The organism is Enterobacter sp. Sphag1F, from assembly GCF_014193275.1.
In the GTDB taxonomy this organism is placed as follows: Bacteria; Pseudomonadota; Gammaproteobacteria; order Enterobacterales; family Enterobacteriaceae; genus Pantoea; species Pantoea symbiotica.
Genome location: NZ_JACHZD010000004.1, coordinates 95,043 through 108,934, shown reverse-complemented (window position 1 = coordinate 108,934; position 13,892 = coordinate 95,043). Strand labels below are relative to the sequence as shown.

General features: G+C 56.9%; 14 protein-coding genes and 1 other RNA gene. 6 read left to right on the top strand and 9 right to left on the bottom strand.

Annotated features, from left to right (window positions below; genetic code table 11):
* Window positions 1-30: 30 nt before the first annotated feature.
* Entirely contained in the window at window positions 31-1,005 is a 975-nt protein-coding gene (locus FHW71_RS14035) for a glutathione S-transferase family protein (protein ID WP_179452065.1), read from the top strand.
* 37 nt (window positions 1,006-1,042) lie between these two features.
* Here the strand turns inward: FHW71_RS14035 and mdtI are convergent, their stop codons facing one another.
* The 4 genes from mdtI to rsmI form a co-directional block, all read right to left on the bottom strand.
* A complete protein-coding gene (gene mdtI / locus FHW71_RS14030) occupies window positions 1,043-1,372 on the bottom strand; it encodes a multidrug/spermidine efflux SMR transporter subunit MdtI (RefSeq protein ID WP_179452064.1) in 330 nt (109 codons plus the stop codon).
* Complete coding sequence (gene mdtJ, locus FHW71_RS14025) at window positions 1,359-1,712, bottom strand: multidrug/spermidine efflux SMR transporter subunit MdtJ (protein WP_179452284.1); 354 nt, start codon at window positions 1,710-1,712, stop codon at window positions 1,359-1,361. The genes mdtI and mdtJ overlap by 14 nt, the downstream gene beginning before the upstream one ends.
* Window positions 1,713-2,119: 407 nt before the next feature.
* An RNA gene (gene rnpB / locus FHW71_RS14020) (RNase P RNA component class A) lies at window positions 2,120-2,498 on the bottom strand.
* Window positions 2,499-2,531: 33 nt separating this feature from the next.
* Entirely contained in the window at window positions 2,532-3,395 is an 864-nt protein-coding gene (gene rsmI / locus FHW71_RS14015; RefSeq protein ID WP_154154988.1) for a 16S rRNA (cytidine(1402)-2'-O)-methyltransferase, read from the bottom strand.
* Window positions 3,396-3,457: 62 nt separating this feature from the next.
* Between rsmI and FHW71_RS14010 the strand changes: the two genes are divergently transcribed.
* Genes FHW71_RS14010 through dolP form a run of 4 tightly spaced genes read left to right on the top strand, consistent with a single transcriptional unit; the run spans window position 3,458 to window position 7,018 of the window.
* Window positions 3,458-5,476, top strand: coding sequence for a penicillin-binding protein activator (locus FHW71_RS14010; protein ID WP_179452063.1), 2,019 nt, complete (start codon window positions 3,458-3,460; stop codon window positions 5,474-5,476).
* Window positions 5,434-5,829, top strand: coding sequence for a YraN family protein (locus tag FHW71_RS14005; protein WP_008103534.1), 396 nt, complete (start codon window positions 5,434-5,436; stop codon window positions 5,827-5,829). The genes FHW71_RS14010 and FHW71_RS14005 overlap by 43 nt, the downstream gene beginning before the upstream one ends.
* A 14-nt stretch (window positions 5,830-5,843) precedes the next feature.
* On the top strand, window positions 5,844-6,431 hold the full coding sequence (gene diaA, locus FHW71_RS14000) for a DnaA initiator-associating protein DiaA (protein WP_007890352.1): 588 nt from the start codon (window positions 5,844-5,846) through the stop codon (window positions 6,429-6,431).
* A gap of 14 nt (window positions 6,432-6,445) precedes the next feature.
* Window positions 6,446-7,018 carry a division/outer membrane stress-associated lipid-binding lipoprotein gene (gene dolP / locus FHW71_RS13995; RefSeq protein ID WP_008103536.1) on the top strand — a complete coding sequence of 191 codons (573 nt, stop codon included), beginning with the start codon at window positions 6,446-6,448 and terminating at the stop codon, window positions 7,016-7,018.
* A gap of 54 nt (window positions 7,019-7,072) precedes the next feature.
* On the opposite strand, the gene FHW71_RS13990 is transcribed toward dolP, so the two are convergent.
* The gene (locus FHW71_RS13990) at window positions 7,073-7,774 is read right to left on the bottom strand and encodes a pirin family protein (RefSeq protein ID WP_179452062.1); all 702 of its coding nucleotides are present in this window, start codon (window positions 7,772-7,774) and stop codon (window positions 7,073-7,075) included.
* 129 nt (window positions 7,775-7,903) lie between these two features.
* Between FHW71_RS13990 and FHW71_RS13985 the strand changes: the two genes are divergently transcribed.
* Window positions 7,904-8,803 (top strand): LysR family transcriptional regulator, encoded by a 900-nt coding sequence (locus FHW71_RS13985; RefSeq protein WP_008103540.1) that lies wholly within the window; start codon window positions 7,904-7,906, stop codon window positions 8,801-8,803.
* Window positions 8,804-8,896: 93 nt separating this feature from the next.
* On the opposite strand, the gene FHW71_RS13980 is transcribed toward FHW71_RS13985, so the two are convergent.
* From FHW71_RS13980 to FHW71_RS13965, 4 genes are read right to left on the bottom strand one after another with little or no spacing between them, the layout of a single operon-like run.
* The gene (locus FHW71_RS13980) at window positions 8,897-10,807 is read right to left on the bottom strand and encodes a PRD domain-containing protein (RefSeq protein WP_179452061.1); all 1,911 of its coding nucleotides are present in this window, start codon (window positions 10,805-10,807) and stop codon (window positions 8,897-8,899) included.
* Window positions 10,808-10,831: 24 nt separating this feature from the next.
* The gene (locus FHW71_RS13975) at window positions 10,832-11,569 is read right to left on the bottom strand and encodes a KDGP aldolase family protein (RefSeq protein WP_179452060.1); all 738 of its coding nucleotides are present in this window, start codon (window positions 11,567-11,569) and stop codon (window positions 10,832-10,834) included.
* Window positions 11,566-12,687 (bottom strand): DgaE family pyridoxal phosphate-dependent ammonia lyase, encoded by a 1,122-nt coding sequence (locus FHW71_RS13970; RefSeq protein WP_179452059.1) that lies wholly within the window; start codon window positions 12,685-12,687, stop codon window positions 11,566-11,568. Before FHW71_RS13970 ends, FHW71_RS13975 begins: the two co-directional genes overlap by 4 nt.
* Window positions 12,671-13,804, bottom strand: coding sequence for an amidohydrolase/deacetylase family metallohydrolase (locus FHW71_RS13965; protein ID WP_179452058.1), 1,134 nt, complete (start codon window positions 13,802-13,804; stop codon window positions 12,671-12,673). The genes FHW71_RS13970 and FHW71_RS13965 overlap by 17 nt, the downstream gene beginning before the upstream one ends.
* Window positions 13,805-13,892: the final 88 nt, after the last annotated feature.

Here is a 13,892-nt window from a genome sequence, read left to right as displayed (position 1 = left end):
TTCCTCGCCCCTTTTTATTATGGAGGGCTTATGGGACAGCTGATTGACGGTGTCTGGCACGACACCTGGTACGATACGAAGTCAACCGGTGGCCGCTTCAAACGCACAGAAGCCGTCTGGCGTAATTGGGTTACCGCCGATGGCAGCGCCGGTCCAACCGGCAAAGCGGGCTTCGCTGCTGAGCGTGGTCGCTATCATCTTTACGTCTCGCTTGCCTGCCCGTGGGCGCATCGCACGCTATTAATGCTTAAGCTCAAGGGACTGGAAGAGATGATTTCGGTTTCGGTGGTGCATCCGCTGATGCTGGAAAACGGCTGGACCTTTGACGCCAGCTTCCCTGACGCCACCGGCGACGCGCTGTATCAAAAAGAGTTTCTTTATCAGATCTATCTGCATGCCGATGCGCACTATTCCGGCCGCGTGACCGTGCCGGTGCTGTGGGATAAAACCCAGCAAACCATCGTCAGCAATGAATCCGCCGACATCATGCGCATGCTCAACAGCGCGTTCGATGCGCAAGGTGCCCGTGCGGGTGACTATTATCCGGCCGTGCTGCGCGACAAGATTGATGAAGTAAACAGCTGGGTGTACGACACGGTTAACAATGGTGTGTATAAAAGCGGTTTCGCCACTTCGCAAGCGGCTTACGATGAATCGGTGACGGCGCTGTTCCATTCATTAGCGCGTCTCGAACAGATTCTCGGTCAACACCGCTATCTTACCGGCGACCAACTGACCGAAGCGGATTTGCGCTTGTGGACCACGCTGGTGCGCTTCGATCCGGTCTACGTCACCCACTTTAAGTGCGATCGCCACCGCATCAGTGATTACCGTAATCTGAGCGGCTTCCTGCGCGACATCTATCAAATGCCGGGCATCGCCGACACGGTGAATTTGCCGCACATCCGCCATCACTACTATTGCAGCCACAAAACCATCAACCCAAGCGGCGTGATTTCGCTGGGCCCAGCCTTTGACTGGGATGAGCCACACGGGCGAGGTTGATGCCTTACTAACTCTCTCCCAAATGGGAGAGAGAACTTTAGGCAAACTTAATCAGCACCATACCGAGCAACAACAATCCCACGCCCAGCCAGCCAACCCGACTAAGACGCTGGCCAAACAGAATCCAGCCTGCTGCCACGGTGGCGACCAATCCCAGCCCGCCCCACAATGCGTAGGCTACCGTCAAATCAATCCCTTTCACCGCCTGCGCCAGCGCGCTGAACGCTGCCAGCACCGCCGCCAGCGATAACACACCAAATAGCGGACGGCGGAAACCGTTGGAATATTTCAGGAAGATATTGGCGACAATCTCCAGGCCAATGGCCAGCGCCAGCCACGCGATATGTAGCCAGTTAAACGTTGCCATGGCGCAGCTCCTTGCGACTCAACGTGCCTGATTTGATTAGCACAATACCGAGGATCAGCGTCAGCAGGCCGGCGACTTTAACGGCGGATAAGGCTTCATCGAACAGCAGCACGCTAAACAGCGTAATAAACAGAATGCCAATGCCTTCCCACATGGCATACGCCACGCCAAGGGCAATCCGCTTGATGGCGAAGGATAAACAAATATAAGACAGCGCGATCATCACCAGCATAAAAATATAGCCGGCGTTGCCACCGTTTACGCTGGCCCATTTCATTGAGACGGTACCAATAATTTCCGCAGCGATCGCCAGCGCCAATAAAATCCAATACAGCATGATTTCTCTCCTGAACGAGAAATAAACGCCACCCACGCGAAAATTAGCGTGTTAGCAAAGTTAAATTAAAAAGTCAGAATAGGAGAGAACGGAACTAAAGCGCGAAGCGCCAGTGCTGATCGCAGATTGAGCAGTTTGATACAGAAAGGAAGGAAGAGAGTGAAGCCTTATTTAGCGCGAACATTTTGTCCATAAAATTACAACTTATCCACGTTGTTGCTTCTCGTCAGTGTGGATTAAATTTGTCCTCAGTAGTTAAACACGCGCTTATTCTGGCATAGCGGCAATAATGTTTTCAGGGATTTTCATTTCTTTACGTGGGAGAGTTTAATTAATTATGTGCGGGTTGATGCCCTCATCCTAGCCCCAGAAAACACAAAACCCGCCGAAGCGGGTTTTGTGTTTAAAAAAGTCGAAACTGACCGATAAGCCGGGTTCTGTCGTGGACAGTCATTCATCTAGGCCAGCAATCGCTCACTGGCTCAAGCAGCCTACCCGGGTTCAGTACGGGCCGTACCTTGTGAACCCCTATTTGGCCTTGCTCCGGGTGGAGTTTACCGTGCCACGAACTGTTGCCAGCCGCGCGGTGCGCTCTTACCGCACCCTTTCACCCTTACCTGATCCCATTACTGGGCCATCGGCGGTTTGCTCTCTGTTGCACTGGTCGTAGGCTTGCGCCCCCCAGGCGTTACCTGGCACCCTGCCCTATGGAGCCCGGACTTTCCTCCCCTTTGCCCGTCTCCCCCCGAAAGAGGACGACGACAAAGCGGCGACTGTCTAGTCAGCTTCGGCGCGGGATAATAGGCGATCTGCCAGCGTTTGTCACGCCTCTTGCTGCTCCAGCGCGTACTTATAGAGTGCGTTCTTCTTCACACCATGAATTTCCGCCGTCAGCGCGGCCGCTTTCTTCAATGGCAGCTCTTTTTGCAGCAATGCCAAAGTACGCAGTGCCTCAGCCGGCAGCGCTTCTTCATCAGCTTTATGGCCTTCAACAATCAGCACCATCTCACCTTTGCGGCGATTTTCATCTTCCAGCACCCAAGCCAGCAATTCGCCGACCGGTGCGCCTTGAATAGATTCCCACGTTTTGGTGATCTCACGCGCCAGCACCACATAGCGCTCGCCGCCCCACACGCTGACCATATCTTGCAGGCTATCGATCAGGCGATGGGTTGATTCATAGAAAATCAGCGTACGCGGCTCTTCACCCAGCGCGCGCAGCACATCGCAACGTCCTTTGCTTTTGGCCGGTAGAAACCCTTCGTAACAGAAACGATCGGACGGTAACCCCGCGGCACTTAATGCTGTAATCGCCGCGCAGGCGCCTGGCAACGGCACCACGCGCACGCCAGCTTCCCGGCAGCGACGTACCAAATGGTAGCCGGGATCGTTGATTAATGGCGTGCCGGCATCGGAGACCAGCGCGATGCTCTGGCCCTCTTGTAGCTTGGCTAACAGCACCTCAGCTTTCTGCTGTTCGTTGTGGTCGTGAAGTGCGAAGAGTCGCGCATTGATGGCGAAATGTTGTAGCAACAGCCCGGTATGACGTGTATCTTCCGCTGCGACTAGATCGACGCTTGAGAGCACCGTCAACGCTCGTTGAGTGATATCACCCAGGTTACCGATCGGGGTAGGAACGATATAGAGCGTGCTGGCAGAAATCTCTGCCCGATCGAGTTGTTTCATTGTTTCATCCGAATTGCCGATTTAATATTGAGCATCTTGAAAAAAACATCACTGGATACAGTATGCTTCCTTCAAAAGTCGTACGTCATAAAGCAGGACGCTTAGTACCTGTTCTTCTCGCTGGGCTGATTTTAGCCGCCTGTAGTGGTCAGGGACCGCAACAAACCTCTAACGTCAATATTCAGGGTCCTGCGACTGGCCGGTCTGACTATTATCTGCAACAGGTGCAGCAAAGCAGCGATGATAGCAAGACCGACTGGCAATTACTTGCCATCCGTGCCCTGTTGAAGGAAGGAAAGTATCCGCAGGCAGCGAATCAGCTCAATCAGCTGCCGCAGCAGTTAAGCGATGTGCAACAGCAAGAACTGCTGCTGCTGCGCGCGCAGATGCAGGTTGGTCAGCAGAATTACAGCGGTGCGCAACAACAGCTTACTCAGGTCAAAACTGGCGATCTGTCGCAGGATCAGCAGGTGCGCTACTACGCGCTGCAAATCGCAGCGGCTCAGAATCGCCCTTCACTCGCACTGCTGCGTGCTTATATTGCACAGGAACCGCTGCTGAAAGGTGCCGATCACCAGAGCAATATCGATGCAACCTGGCAAGCGTTAACGCAGATGACCAAGGATCAAGTCAACAGTCTGGTGATCAATGCTGACGAAAATACGCTGCAAGGCTGGCTCGATTTGCTCAATACCTGGCGCGCAAACAGCCAGGATCCACAAATGCTGAAAGCGGCGATTCAGGACTGGCAGACGCGTTATCCGCAGAATCCAGGCGCGAAGACGCTGCCAACCCAGCTCAGCCAGGTGCAGAACTTCACTAAAGCGTCGACCAACACCATCGCGCTGCTGCTGCCGCTCAACGGCCAGGCGCAGGTATTTGCTAACGCGATTCAGAAAGGCTTCAACGATGCGCGCAATGGCGTGCTCAACGCGCCGGCACCGCAAGCCGCGCCAGCGCCTGCTGTAGCCGATGCCAGCACACAGCCGCCAGCCGACACCAATAGCGTTGTCAGCCCCGCCGTTGCCGGTAACACACCACCGCAAACCGAGCAGCCACAGCCAGCCGCACAACCGGCCGTGGCGCAGGGCAACAGCAATGCGCAGGTGAAAGTGTATGACACCAGCAGCCAGCCGATTGCGCAGGTGATGCAGCAGGCTCAGCAAGATGGCGCCACGCTGGTGGTCGGCCCGCTGCTAAAAAATGACGTTGAAACCGTCGCCAATAGCAACACTCCGCTTAACGTGTTGGCGCTGAATGAACCCGAACAGATCCAGAACCATCCGAATATTTGTTACTTTGCGCTTTCTCCTGAAGACGAAGCGCGCGATGCCGCGCACCATATCTACGAGCAAGGCAAACGCCAGCCGTTGTTGCTGGTGCCGCGCAGCAGTTATGGCGACCGTATTAGCAAAGCGTTCGCGCAAGAGTGGCAAACGCTGGGTGGATCAACCGTACTGCAGCAGCGTTTTGGCGGCGTCGGCGAACTGAAGCAAGGCATCAACAGCGGTGCGGGTATCGCGTTAAGCGGCACGCCGCTTAACGTTGAGCCTGCACAATCGCAGGGCGTGGCGATTGCTGGCCTGACTATTCCTGCGCCGCAAACCAGCGCACCGGCACCAGCGGCCGATGCCAGCAGCGGTAGCGTGGATGCGGTGTACATTGTTGCCAGCCAGGATGAGCTGCAGCTAATCAAGCCGATGATTGCGATGCGTACCAGCAGCCGCAACAACACCGCGCTGTATGCCAGTTCACGCAGTGCGCAGGCGGGCGCAGGTCCGGACTTCCGTCTGGAGATGGATGGCCTGCAGTTCAGTGATATCCCGCTGTTGTCCGGTAGTAATCCGGGCCTGATGCAGCAGGCGGCGAAGTCGTTTAACAACGATTATTCGCTGGTTCGCCTTTACGCGATGGGCATTGATGCCTGGACGCTGGCGAATCACTTTAACCAGATGCGTCAGGTGCCAGGTTTTGCCATTGATGGCAACACCGGCAAGCTGAACGCCGACACGGATTGCGTGATCAACAGGAAGTTGGCATGGAACCAGTATCGTCAGGGACAGATCGTTCCGGTGCAGTAAACCGCCAGCGCATTGGCGCTGAGCAGGAACAACTGGCGCGTCGCTATCTGGAGCGCGCCGGGCTGCAGTGGTTCGCCAGCAATGTACGCTGTCGCAGCGGGGAAATTGACCTGATTATGCGCGACGCCGATTGCTGGGTATTTGTTGAAGTACGCTATCGACGCGATGCGCGCTACGGCGGTGCCGCCGCCAGCGTAACGCGCCAGAAACAACAAAAGCTGCTGCGTGCCGCCGCACTCTGGTTGCTGGCGCGTGGCGGCAGTTTTGATACGGTGAATTGCCGTTTTGACATCATTGCCATTACCGGGCGTGAGCTGGAGTGGCTGCCCGATGCCTTTAATGCCGATGGATAGAACCAGGTGGTCTTGTGCAGGACAGAATTAAAGCGTGTTTTACCGAGAGTATTCAGACCCAAATCGCCGCGGCCGAAGCGCTGCCCGATGCGATTTCCCGCGCCGCGATGACGCTGGTGCAGTCGCTGCTGAACGGTAACAAAATCCTTAGCTGCGGTAACGGTGCGTCGTCAGCGAATGCCCAGCATTTTGCCGCCAGCATGATTAACCGTTTCGAGACGGAGCGCCCTAGCCTGCCTGCGCTGGCACTGAGCGCTGATAATGTGATGCTGACGGCGATTGGTAACGATCGTCTGCACGATGAAATTTACGCCAAGCAGGTTCGAGCGCTTGGTCAGGCTGGTGATGTGCTGCTGGCCATTTCCACCCGTGGCAACACCCGCGATATCGTCAAAGCGGTTGAAGCTGCGGTTACCCGCGATATGACCATCGTTGCGTTAACCGGCCACGACGGCGGTGAGCTGGCGGGCCTGCTCGGTCCGCATGATGTGGAAATTCGCATTCCATCACATCGTAGTGCACGCATTCAGGAAATGCATATGCTGACGCTGAACTGCCTGTGCGATTTGATTGATAATACTTTATTCCCACACCAGGAATGACTGAAGGAGCTCAAATGAAAGCATTGAACGCTGTCGCCATTCTCTTAACCGCCATGCTGCTGCAAGGCTGTGTTGCCGTGGTTGCCGGCGGCGCTGCCGTCGCCACCAAAACCGCCACTGACCCGCGCACCGTGGGCACGCAGGTCGATGACGGCACGCTGGAACTGCGCGTCTCGAACGCACTGGCAAAAGATGAACAAATCAAAAACCAGGCGCGCGTAGTGGTCACCGCCTATCAGGGCAAAGTGCTGCTGACCGGCCAGTCGCCAACCCCAGATCTGGCGAGCCGTGCCAAACAGATCGCCATGGGCGTTGACGGTGCCACCGAGGTGTATAACGAAATCCGTAGCGGGCAGAAAGTCAGCCTCGGCACTTCGTCATCCGATACCTGGATCACCACCAAAATCCGCTCGCAGCTGCTGGGCAGCGATCAGGTGAAATCTTCGAACGTCAAAGTGACCACCGAAAACGGTGAAGTATTCTTGCTGGGCCTGGTCACTGCAGAAGAAGCGAAAGCGGCGGCCGATGTTGCCAGCCGTGTGAGCGGCGTGAAGCACGTGACAACGGCCTTCACCATTCTCAAGTAAGCGTTACCGCAACGTATCAGGGCGACTTAGGTCGCCCTTTTTTGTGCGTGAGGGTTAGGCGGGAAGGTCAATCACTAGCGCGCGCAGCGGCGTTCTGGCCTGCAGGCTAATCTGATTCTCATCGCTGAGGAACGCGCCGTCGCCGCAGCTCAGCGGTTGCTGTTTGGCGCTGCTGGCCTGCACATCCAAAGAACCATGGATCGATTGCAGATAAGCGCGCGGCCCGTGCAATTTCACCGTGTACTGCTCGCCCGGCGCTAACGTCACCTGATGCACCCAAACCTGCTGGCGCAGCTGCAAGCTGCCCTGCGCGCCATCGGGCGAGGCGATCAGCACGCTGGTTTGCTGCGGCAAATCGCGCTTCTGCAGCAGCGGGTTTTCACGTTCCGGACAGGCGGCCAGCCACAGCTGCATACGGGTTAATGGGCGATCTTTGCTGATGTTGATTTCGCTATAATTCACGCCCTGACGCGCAGAGAGAAGCATCGCCTCGCCTTCACGCGCCACCAGATGATTGCCTTCGCTGTCGCGATACTCGGCTTCACCTTGCAGCACCAGATTCAGCACATCGACTTGCGGATAGCTGCGCGGCTGGAATGCAGCGCCCGGTGCCAGAATTTCCTGGTTGAGCACGCGCAGTGACGCGTAGCCCATTAATTTTGGATCGAAATAGTGGCCAAATGAGAAGCTGTAGCGCGCCTGCAACCAACCGAAATCGGCCTGGCCACATGCGGACGCGCAGCGGGTTGTCATCATGATAATCCTCCGACGCGCTGCGGTGAGATTCGACCGCAGGCTTGATGGGATCATGGTAAAAGTCTGGACGCCGGATTGTAAGCCAGTTAATCTGCCTGGCATGTTCAAATTTACTGACAGAGAATCGGCATGGCAAAAGACCGCGCGTTAACCCTTGAAGCTTTACGTGTGATGGATGCTATTGACCGTCGTGGCAGCTTTGCCGCCGCGGCCGATGAACTGGGTCGCGTCCCTTCCGCGCTGAGTTACACCATGCAGAAGCTGGAAGAGGAGCTGGATGTGGTGCTGTTTGACCGCTCCGGTCACCGCACCAAGTTCACCAACGTGGGCCGTATGCTACTGGAACGTGGCCGCGTGCTGCTGGAAGCCGCCGATAAACTCACCACCGATGCCGAAGCGCTGGCGCGCGGTTGGGAAACGCATCTCACCATTGTTGCCGAGGCGCTGGTTCCTACCGAGCGTTTGTTCCCGCTGGTTGAGAAGCTGTCAGAAAAAGCCAATACGCAGATTTCGCTGATCACGGAAGTGTTAGCCGGTGCCTGGGAGCGGCTGGAACAGGGTCGTGCCGATATCGTGATTGCGCCAGATATGCACTTCCGCGCTTCAACCGAAATCAACACCCGCAAGCTGTACAGCATTATGAGCGTCTATGTTGCCAGCCCGGACCATCCAATTCATCAGGAAGCTGAGCCGTTGTCAGAAGTGACACGCGTGAAGTATCGCGGCATCGCGGTGGCGGATACCGCGCGCGAGCGCCCGGTGCTGACGGTACAGTTGCTGGATAAGCAGCAGCGCCTGACGGTAAGCAGCATGGATGATAAACGCCGCGCGCTGCTGGCCGGTTTAGGTGTGGCGACTATGCCCTATCCGATGGTGGAGCAGGATATTGCCGAAGGTCGTTTACGCGTGGTGAGCGCCGAGTATACCCGCGAAGTGGATATTATTATGGCGTGGCGCCGCGACAGTATGGGCGAAGCCAAAGCCTGGTGTTTGCGTGAGATTCCGAGATTGCTGGCGAAGCGCGGGTAATCTGATTGAGCAGGTCGCCATGAATGGCGACCCTACGGATTGCGCGTTTTGTAGGGTCGCCATTTATGGTGACCTCGTTGCAAACCGCACCGATCACAACCGACTCAAACAATCGATCGCCACCGCTTTAAAACTGACAAAATCCGCGCAATCGCGCAGCCGCGTCATCGCTCTTTCGCGCAGGAAGGTGACGAACAGATCGTAAATCGCCATCGCCTCTTCGTATTCGCTCTTGCTGATCGCCAGCAGGAAAATCACCGATGCCGTTTCCTCGCCCCAACTAACGCCGTGCGGTGCCAGCACCGTGTAGACCACGGTTTTCTGCGCCAGCAAGCCAAGTGAATGTGGCAGCGCGATGCCTTCGCCGAGCATGGTGCTGACAATCGCTTCGCGCTCCTCGACCGACGGATAAAAATCAGCATCGACAAAACCTTCACTCTCCAACTGATCGCACAGCAGGCGAAACAGATCCGACTGCGCCATCGGCTTGTCCAGCACCATAAAGTGCTGCGCGTCGAAGTACTTCTCCAGCATGTACGGACGCGTGCGATCCACCAGCACCAACTTGCCGAGTTGCTCCAGTTGGAACTCGGTTGGGAATGGCGACATCACCGCAATCGGCTTGTTCTTCTCACTCAACCGGGCGGTGGAGATGACAAAGTCTTCATCGATATGCTCGCGCAGTTCATAGTCGCGCTGCGACAGCCGCGCCGTTACCACCAATTGCGGGTATTTGCGCAGCAGTAGCGCCTCAATCATGCGCAGCGTCGAGTTGCCGCTGTCGCAAACCAGCAGCACCTGCGGATGGCGTTGATAGCCAACGTCGTAATGCCTCTCCAGCCCGACGCCGATGTGCAGCACCAGAAAACCGATCTCGTTCTCACTGATGGTGTAAGGCGTGTATTTGCCCCAGCTGGTGACCGCTGCCAGCGTCACATCGTAGGCCATTGGATAGTGCTGCTTGATGTTACTGAGCAGCGGATTGGGGATGTGAATTTGGTAGCGCACCCGCGTGATCATGGTTTTGATATGGGTGAGCAGATCGGCGCGCAGCTGTTCGTCGTGCTGCAGCCGATAGTTGTAATGGGTGTTGATGTAATTCAGCAGGTAATCGACCAGCGCATCGGCGTCGTCAGCGTTAATGGTACTCGGTGCCAGCGCCTGAATCTGGCGCGCGGCGATATTGACCCGCAGCCAGTTCTCTTCCGCCTGAGAAATCGGTTTGCCGACCAGCGGACGCATCAGGTTAATCAGGTCGTGCGCCGCCTCACGCACTTCATCGCCGACATCTTCGGCTCCGGGATCGTTGAGCGGGAAGCCTTCGCTGATGCGTCGCACCGCCACCGCGCAGTAAATTTGCAGATAGCGATCGCCTTCATCGCTGAGGCGAATGGCGTGCTGGGCAAAGCACTGTTGCAGCAAAGGTTCGAGCTGCGCCAGAATGCCGCTGTGCAACGCTTCCACCGTCAGCAGCGGGCTGTCCGGCGTCTCCTGATCGATCTGCCACAGCAAGTCGGTTAAGCAGGTGCGGATCGCCGCCTCGCTGCCAAACAGCTTCATGCCGTAATGCGGTTTGGTTTCGATATTGAGGTGATAACGGCCTAGCCATTCGCGCACTTCCGCCATGTCACTTTGCAGCGTGGCGCGGCTGACAAACCACTCTTCAGACAGATCTTCCAGCTTGATCGAATACGCCGCTGTCAGAAACCGCGTCAGCAGATAACGCACGCGCTCCTGCGAGGTACGCGGCACGCGCAGCGGCGTGGCGCTCTCTTGCTGTAAGCGGCCAAAGCGCGCCGCATCGTCAATTTTGAGTTGATATCCCGCGCCGCGCGCCAGCACAAACTGCGCGCCGTGCTGTTCCAGCAGCGCGTTCAGCGCGGTGATATCGGTGCGCACCGTGCGCGTTGAAACGGAAAAGCGGCGTGCCAGCTCATCCTGCGGCAGCGTTTCATTTTGCAGCGCAGCGAAAAGCTGGGTCAGACGCTGATTGGGAAATCTCACGGAGCCTCACCTGTTACTCATTTGTTACAGCAGTTTCTTGCACGTTGCCAGAAGCTGGCGCACATCGTCAATGCGCGTGTCGCCGCTTGCGCTATCGATAATCGAACTGTAGACGTGCGGGATCACTTTGCTGACGCCTGCGTCGAGCGCAATACGTACAATTTCTTCGAAGTTATTGAGATCGATGCCGCCGGTTGGCTCCAGCCAGAAGTCGTGACGCGCGCAGGCTTCCGCCACCGCACGATACTCATTCACCGCCTTCAGGCCGCCCATCGGGAAGTATTTCACCGAGCTGCCGCCCATGTCCTGCAACATGGCGATGGCGCTGTCGATTGGCACAATCGCGTCGGCGTTCTTTGAGCTGCGTGGGCCGGTAGAGATTTTCACCCTGCCCGGCGTGCCGGTCGGTGAAATCAAACCATTCACCACGGTTTGGTTCTGGCCGAGCAGCGCACGGCTGGTCGCCACGCCGGTGAATACCTGATTAACGTGCTGCGGTTGCAGCACCGCCGAGATCTCACTCACCATCGCCGATTGGTTCGGATCGCCCGCGCCCAAACCCACCGACAGCGCATTGTCGATCAGCGCCGCATACTCGCGCATATCGGCAATCGCTGCTTCATTGCTGGCGTAGTTTTTTGACAACACTCCTACCAGCACATGGCCTTCAGCCGCCTGCCAGATCTCTTTGGCGTTCTGCTTCGAACCGGCCAACACGTTGAGGCACAGGCGATCCTGATAGAAATTAGGGTTCAGACTCATGCGCGTTTTCCTCCGCTGATCAACGCCTGAATAGCGCTAAAGATGATGTGCAGCTGATCGGCGCTAACACTGCGCACATCGGCTTCGATAATGCCTTCGTTGGCTTTGTAGCCACGGAAATAGATGGCGATGTCGCCAGTTTTCAGCGCCTGCACCAGTTCGCTGGTCGGCCAGCCGGTGACCGCTTCATCAAACTTGATTTCGGCACGCGCAATATCGCGTCCCGCCGCATCCCACACCACGCGCGCGGTGACGCCGTTCAGCGTGTTGAGGTTATCAATGAAAGGCGTCATGTTGGCGACCATTTCAGCGCCGGTGGTTTTTGGCTGCACCAGATAGTTTTCAATCGCCTGCGTCAGGCCGAGAATGCCCTCTTTGCCGACTTTCATCGCGCGGCCAATGCCGTTGCTCTGACGTTTCACCCACTCAACGTATTGCGTACGACCAATCACCAAACCGCTGGTCGGCCCTTCAATCGCCTTGGCACCGCTGTAAATCACCAGATCCGCACCCATTTGGTAGTAGCACTGCAAATCTTCTTCTGCTGCTGCATCGACGATCAATGGAATGCCGTGTTTGCGCGCCACAACCGCCGCCTGCTCCACGCTGAGATGACTTTTCTGCACGCAGTGATGCGATTTGATATACAGCAGCGCCGCCGTGGTGGGCGTGATCGCCGCCGCCAACTGCTCGGGCGAACATTCGTTGCTGTAACCGGCCTCGATCAAACGACCCCCGCCGAGCGCCACCATCGTGCCAACCGGCGCACCGAAGTTCACGTTATGCCCTTTTGGCACCACGATATCGTGCGGCACGCTGAGCGGCGCGGCGTGCAGGTTCTCCAGCAGCCAGTCGTTATCTTTCACAATCACCGCCGCCACGCTCTGCGCAATGCCAGCAGAGGCACACGACACCACCACCGCGCTTTCCACGTCCAGCAATTTGGCGATGTAAGCGCCGGTCTTGTTGACCAGATCTTTCATCTCGAAGTAGTGATTCAGACCGTAGCTAACGGTATCCACCACATCCGCCGACGGCGTGGAAACGCCGAGAATGGTCATGCGGCCCGAGGCGTTGATGACCTGCTTCAGGTCATATTTTTCATAAATCGAAGACATGATTCGCTTTCCCTTCATCAGTCAGATGCCAGTGACCGGCGATAACCACGGCCTGCGGCAAAATGTGTTGCTGACCCAAAACCTGTTCGCCTTCAGCATCGACGAACGGGCGGGCTTCCTCTTTGACGGTAAAAATGGTCAGGTCGGCGTCATAACCGGCGGTTAAGCGCCCTTTGCCCGCCAGACGCAGGCCAGCAGCGGCATTAACGGTGACGCACTCGATGATTTGCGGCAGCGTCATGCCAACGCTGAAGAATTTCGACATCACGTGCGCCAGGCTATGTACCGGGCCGTTGATGCGGTTGCGACAGTAAATGTCGGAGCTGATGGTGTCGGGCAGAATGCCCTGCGCGATCGCCTGACGCGCCACCTCAAAACTGAAGCTGGCGCCGCCGTGGCCGATATCCAGCTTCACGCCGCGCGCGATGGCATTTTTCACCGCCGCTTTCAGCTCGCCCTGCGGCGACAAGATACGATTCGGCTTGCCGTTAAAGCAGTGCGTAATGATGTCGCCGGAGGTCAGCAGATCGGCGATCTCTTCCAGCACCGGCGGGTTGTTGCCGATGTGCACCATCAGCGGCAAATTGCCAGCCGCTTGCTGAATCGCCTTGGCGCGCACCAGCGGCTTAATACCGTTCTCGCCCACCACGCTGCTGCTCATGCGCGCTTTCAGGCCGACGATAAAATCCGGACGGCGTTTCACCGCCTGCACCACCGCATCGCCATCGATCTGCGCCATATCGGCCAGCTCGTTTTGCGTCACAATGCCAGTGCGCGAAATGTTAATCAGCGCGCGCACTTCAGTAGTAGCCGAACGCGTGAGCTGATAAAAGTCGTCGATGTCATCAGCGCCGGTGCTGCCGGCATCCACCACCGTGGTGACGCCTTGCGCCATGCCAATGGTGTCGGCGTCGTCGTGATAAATCGGGGATTTGGGATAACAGTGCACGTGGCTGTCAATCCAGCCAGCGCTGACGTAGTAACGTCCCGCGAGATCGCGCTCCTGCTGTGCCGGGCCGCTTACCTCGCCGACGGCGGCAATTTTGCCGTGCTGGATGGCAATATCCACCAGCTGTTCGTCGCACAGACGTGCGCGGCGCAGAATCAGATCAAACATGCTTACTCCTTACTCATTAAGGTGCGCATAAATGCGCACCCTACGAAAATCGCTCCAACCCGCCGTAGGGTCGCCATTCATGGCGACC

Bases quoted from the DNA above. Each gene is read 5' to 3' on its own strand.
- FHW71_RS14035 (WP_179452065.1), top strand. From the start codon at position 31: ATGGGACAGCTGATTGACGGTGTCTGGCACGACACCTGGTACGATACG.
- mdtI (WP_179452064.1), bottom strand. From the start codon at position 1,372: ATGGCAACGTTTAACTGGCTACATATCGCGTGGCTGGCGCTGGCCATT.
- rsmI (WP_154154988.1), bottom strand. From the start codon at position 3,395: ATGAAACAACTCGATCGGGCAGAGATTTCTGCCAGCACGCTCTATATC.
- FHW71_RS14010 (WP_179452063.1), top strand. From the start codon at position 3,458: ATGCTTCCTTCAAAAGTCGTACGTCATAAAGCAGGACGCTTAGTACCT.
- FHW71_RS14005 (WP_008103534.1), top strand. From the start codon at position 5,434: ATGGAACCAGTATCGTCAGGGACAGATCGTTCCGGTGCAGTAAACCGC.
- dolP (WP_008103536.1), top strand. From the start codon at position 6,446: ATGAAAGCATTGAACGCTGTCGCCATTCTCTTAACCGCCATGCTGCTG.
- FHW71_RS13990 (WP_179452062.1), bottom strand. From the start codon at position 7,774: ATGATGACAACCCGCTGCGCGTCCGCATGTGGCCAGGCCGATTTCGGT.
- FHW71_RS13985 (WP_008103540.1), top strand. From the start codon at position 7,904: ATGGCAAAAGACCGCGCGTTAACCCTTGAAGCTTTACGTGTGATGGAT.
- FHW71_RS13975 (WP_179452060.1), bottom strand. From the start codon at position 11,569: ATGAGTCTGAACCCTAATTTCTATCAGGATCGCCTGTGCCTCAACGTG.
- FHW71_RS13970 (WP_179452059.1), bottom strand. From the start codon at position 12,687: ATGTCTTCGATTTATGAAAAATATGACCTGAAGCAGGTCATCAACGCC.
- FHW71_RS13965 (WP_179452058.1), bottom strand. From the start codon at position 13,804: ATGTTTGATCTGATTCTGCGCCGCGCACGTCTGTGCGACGAACAGCTG.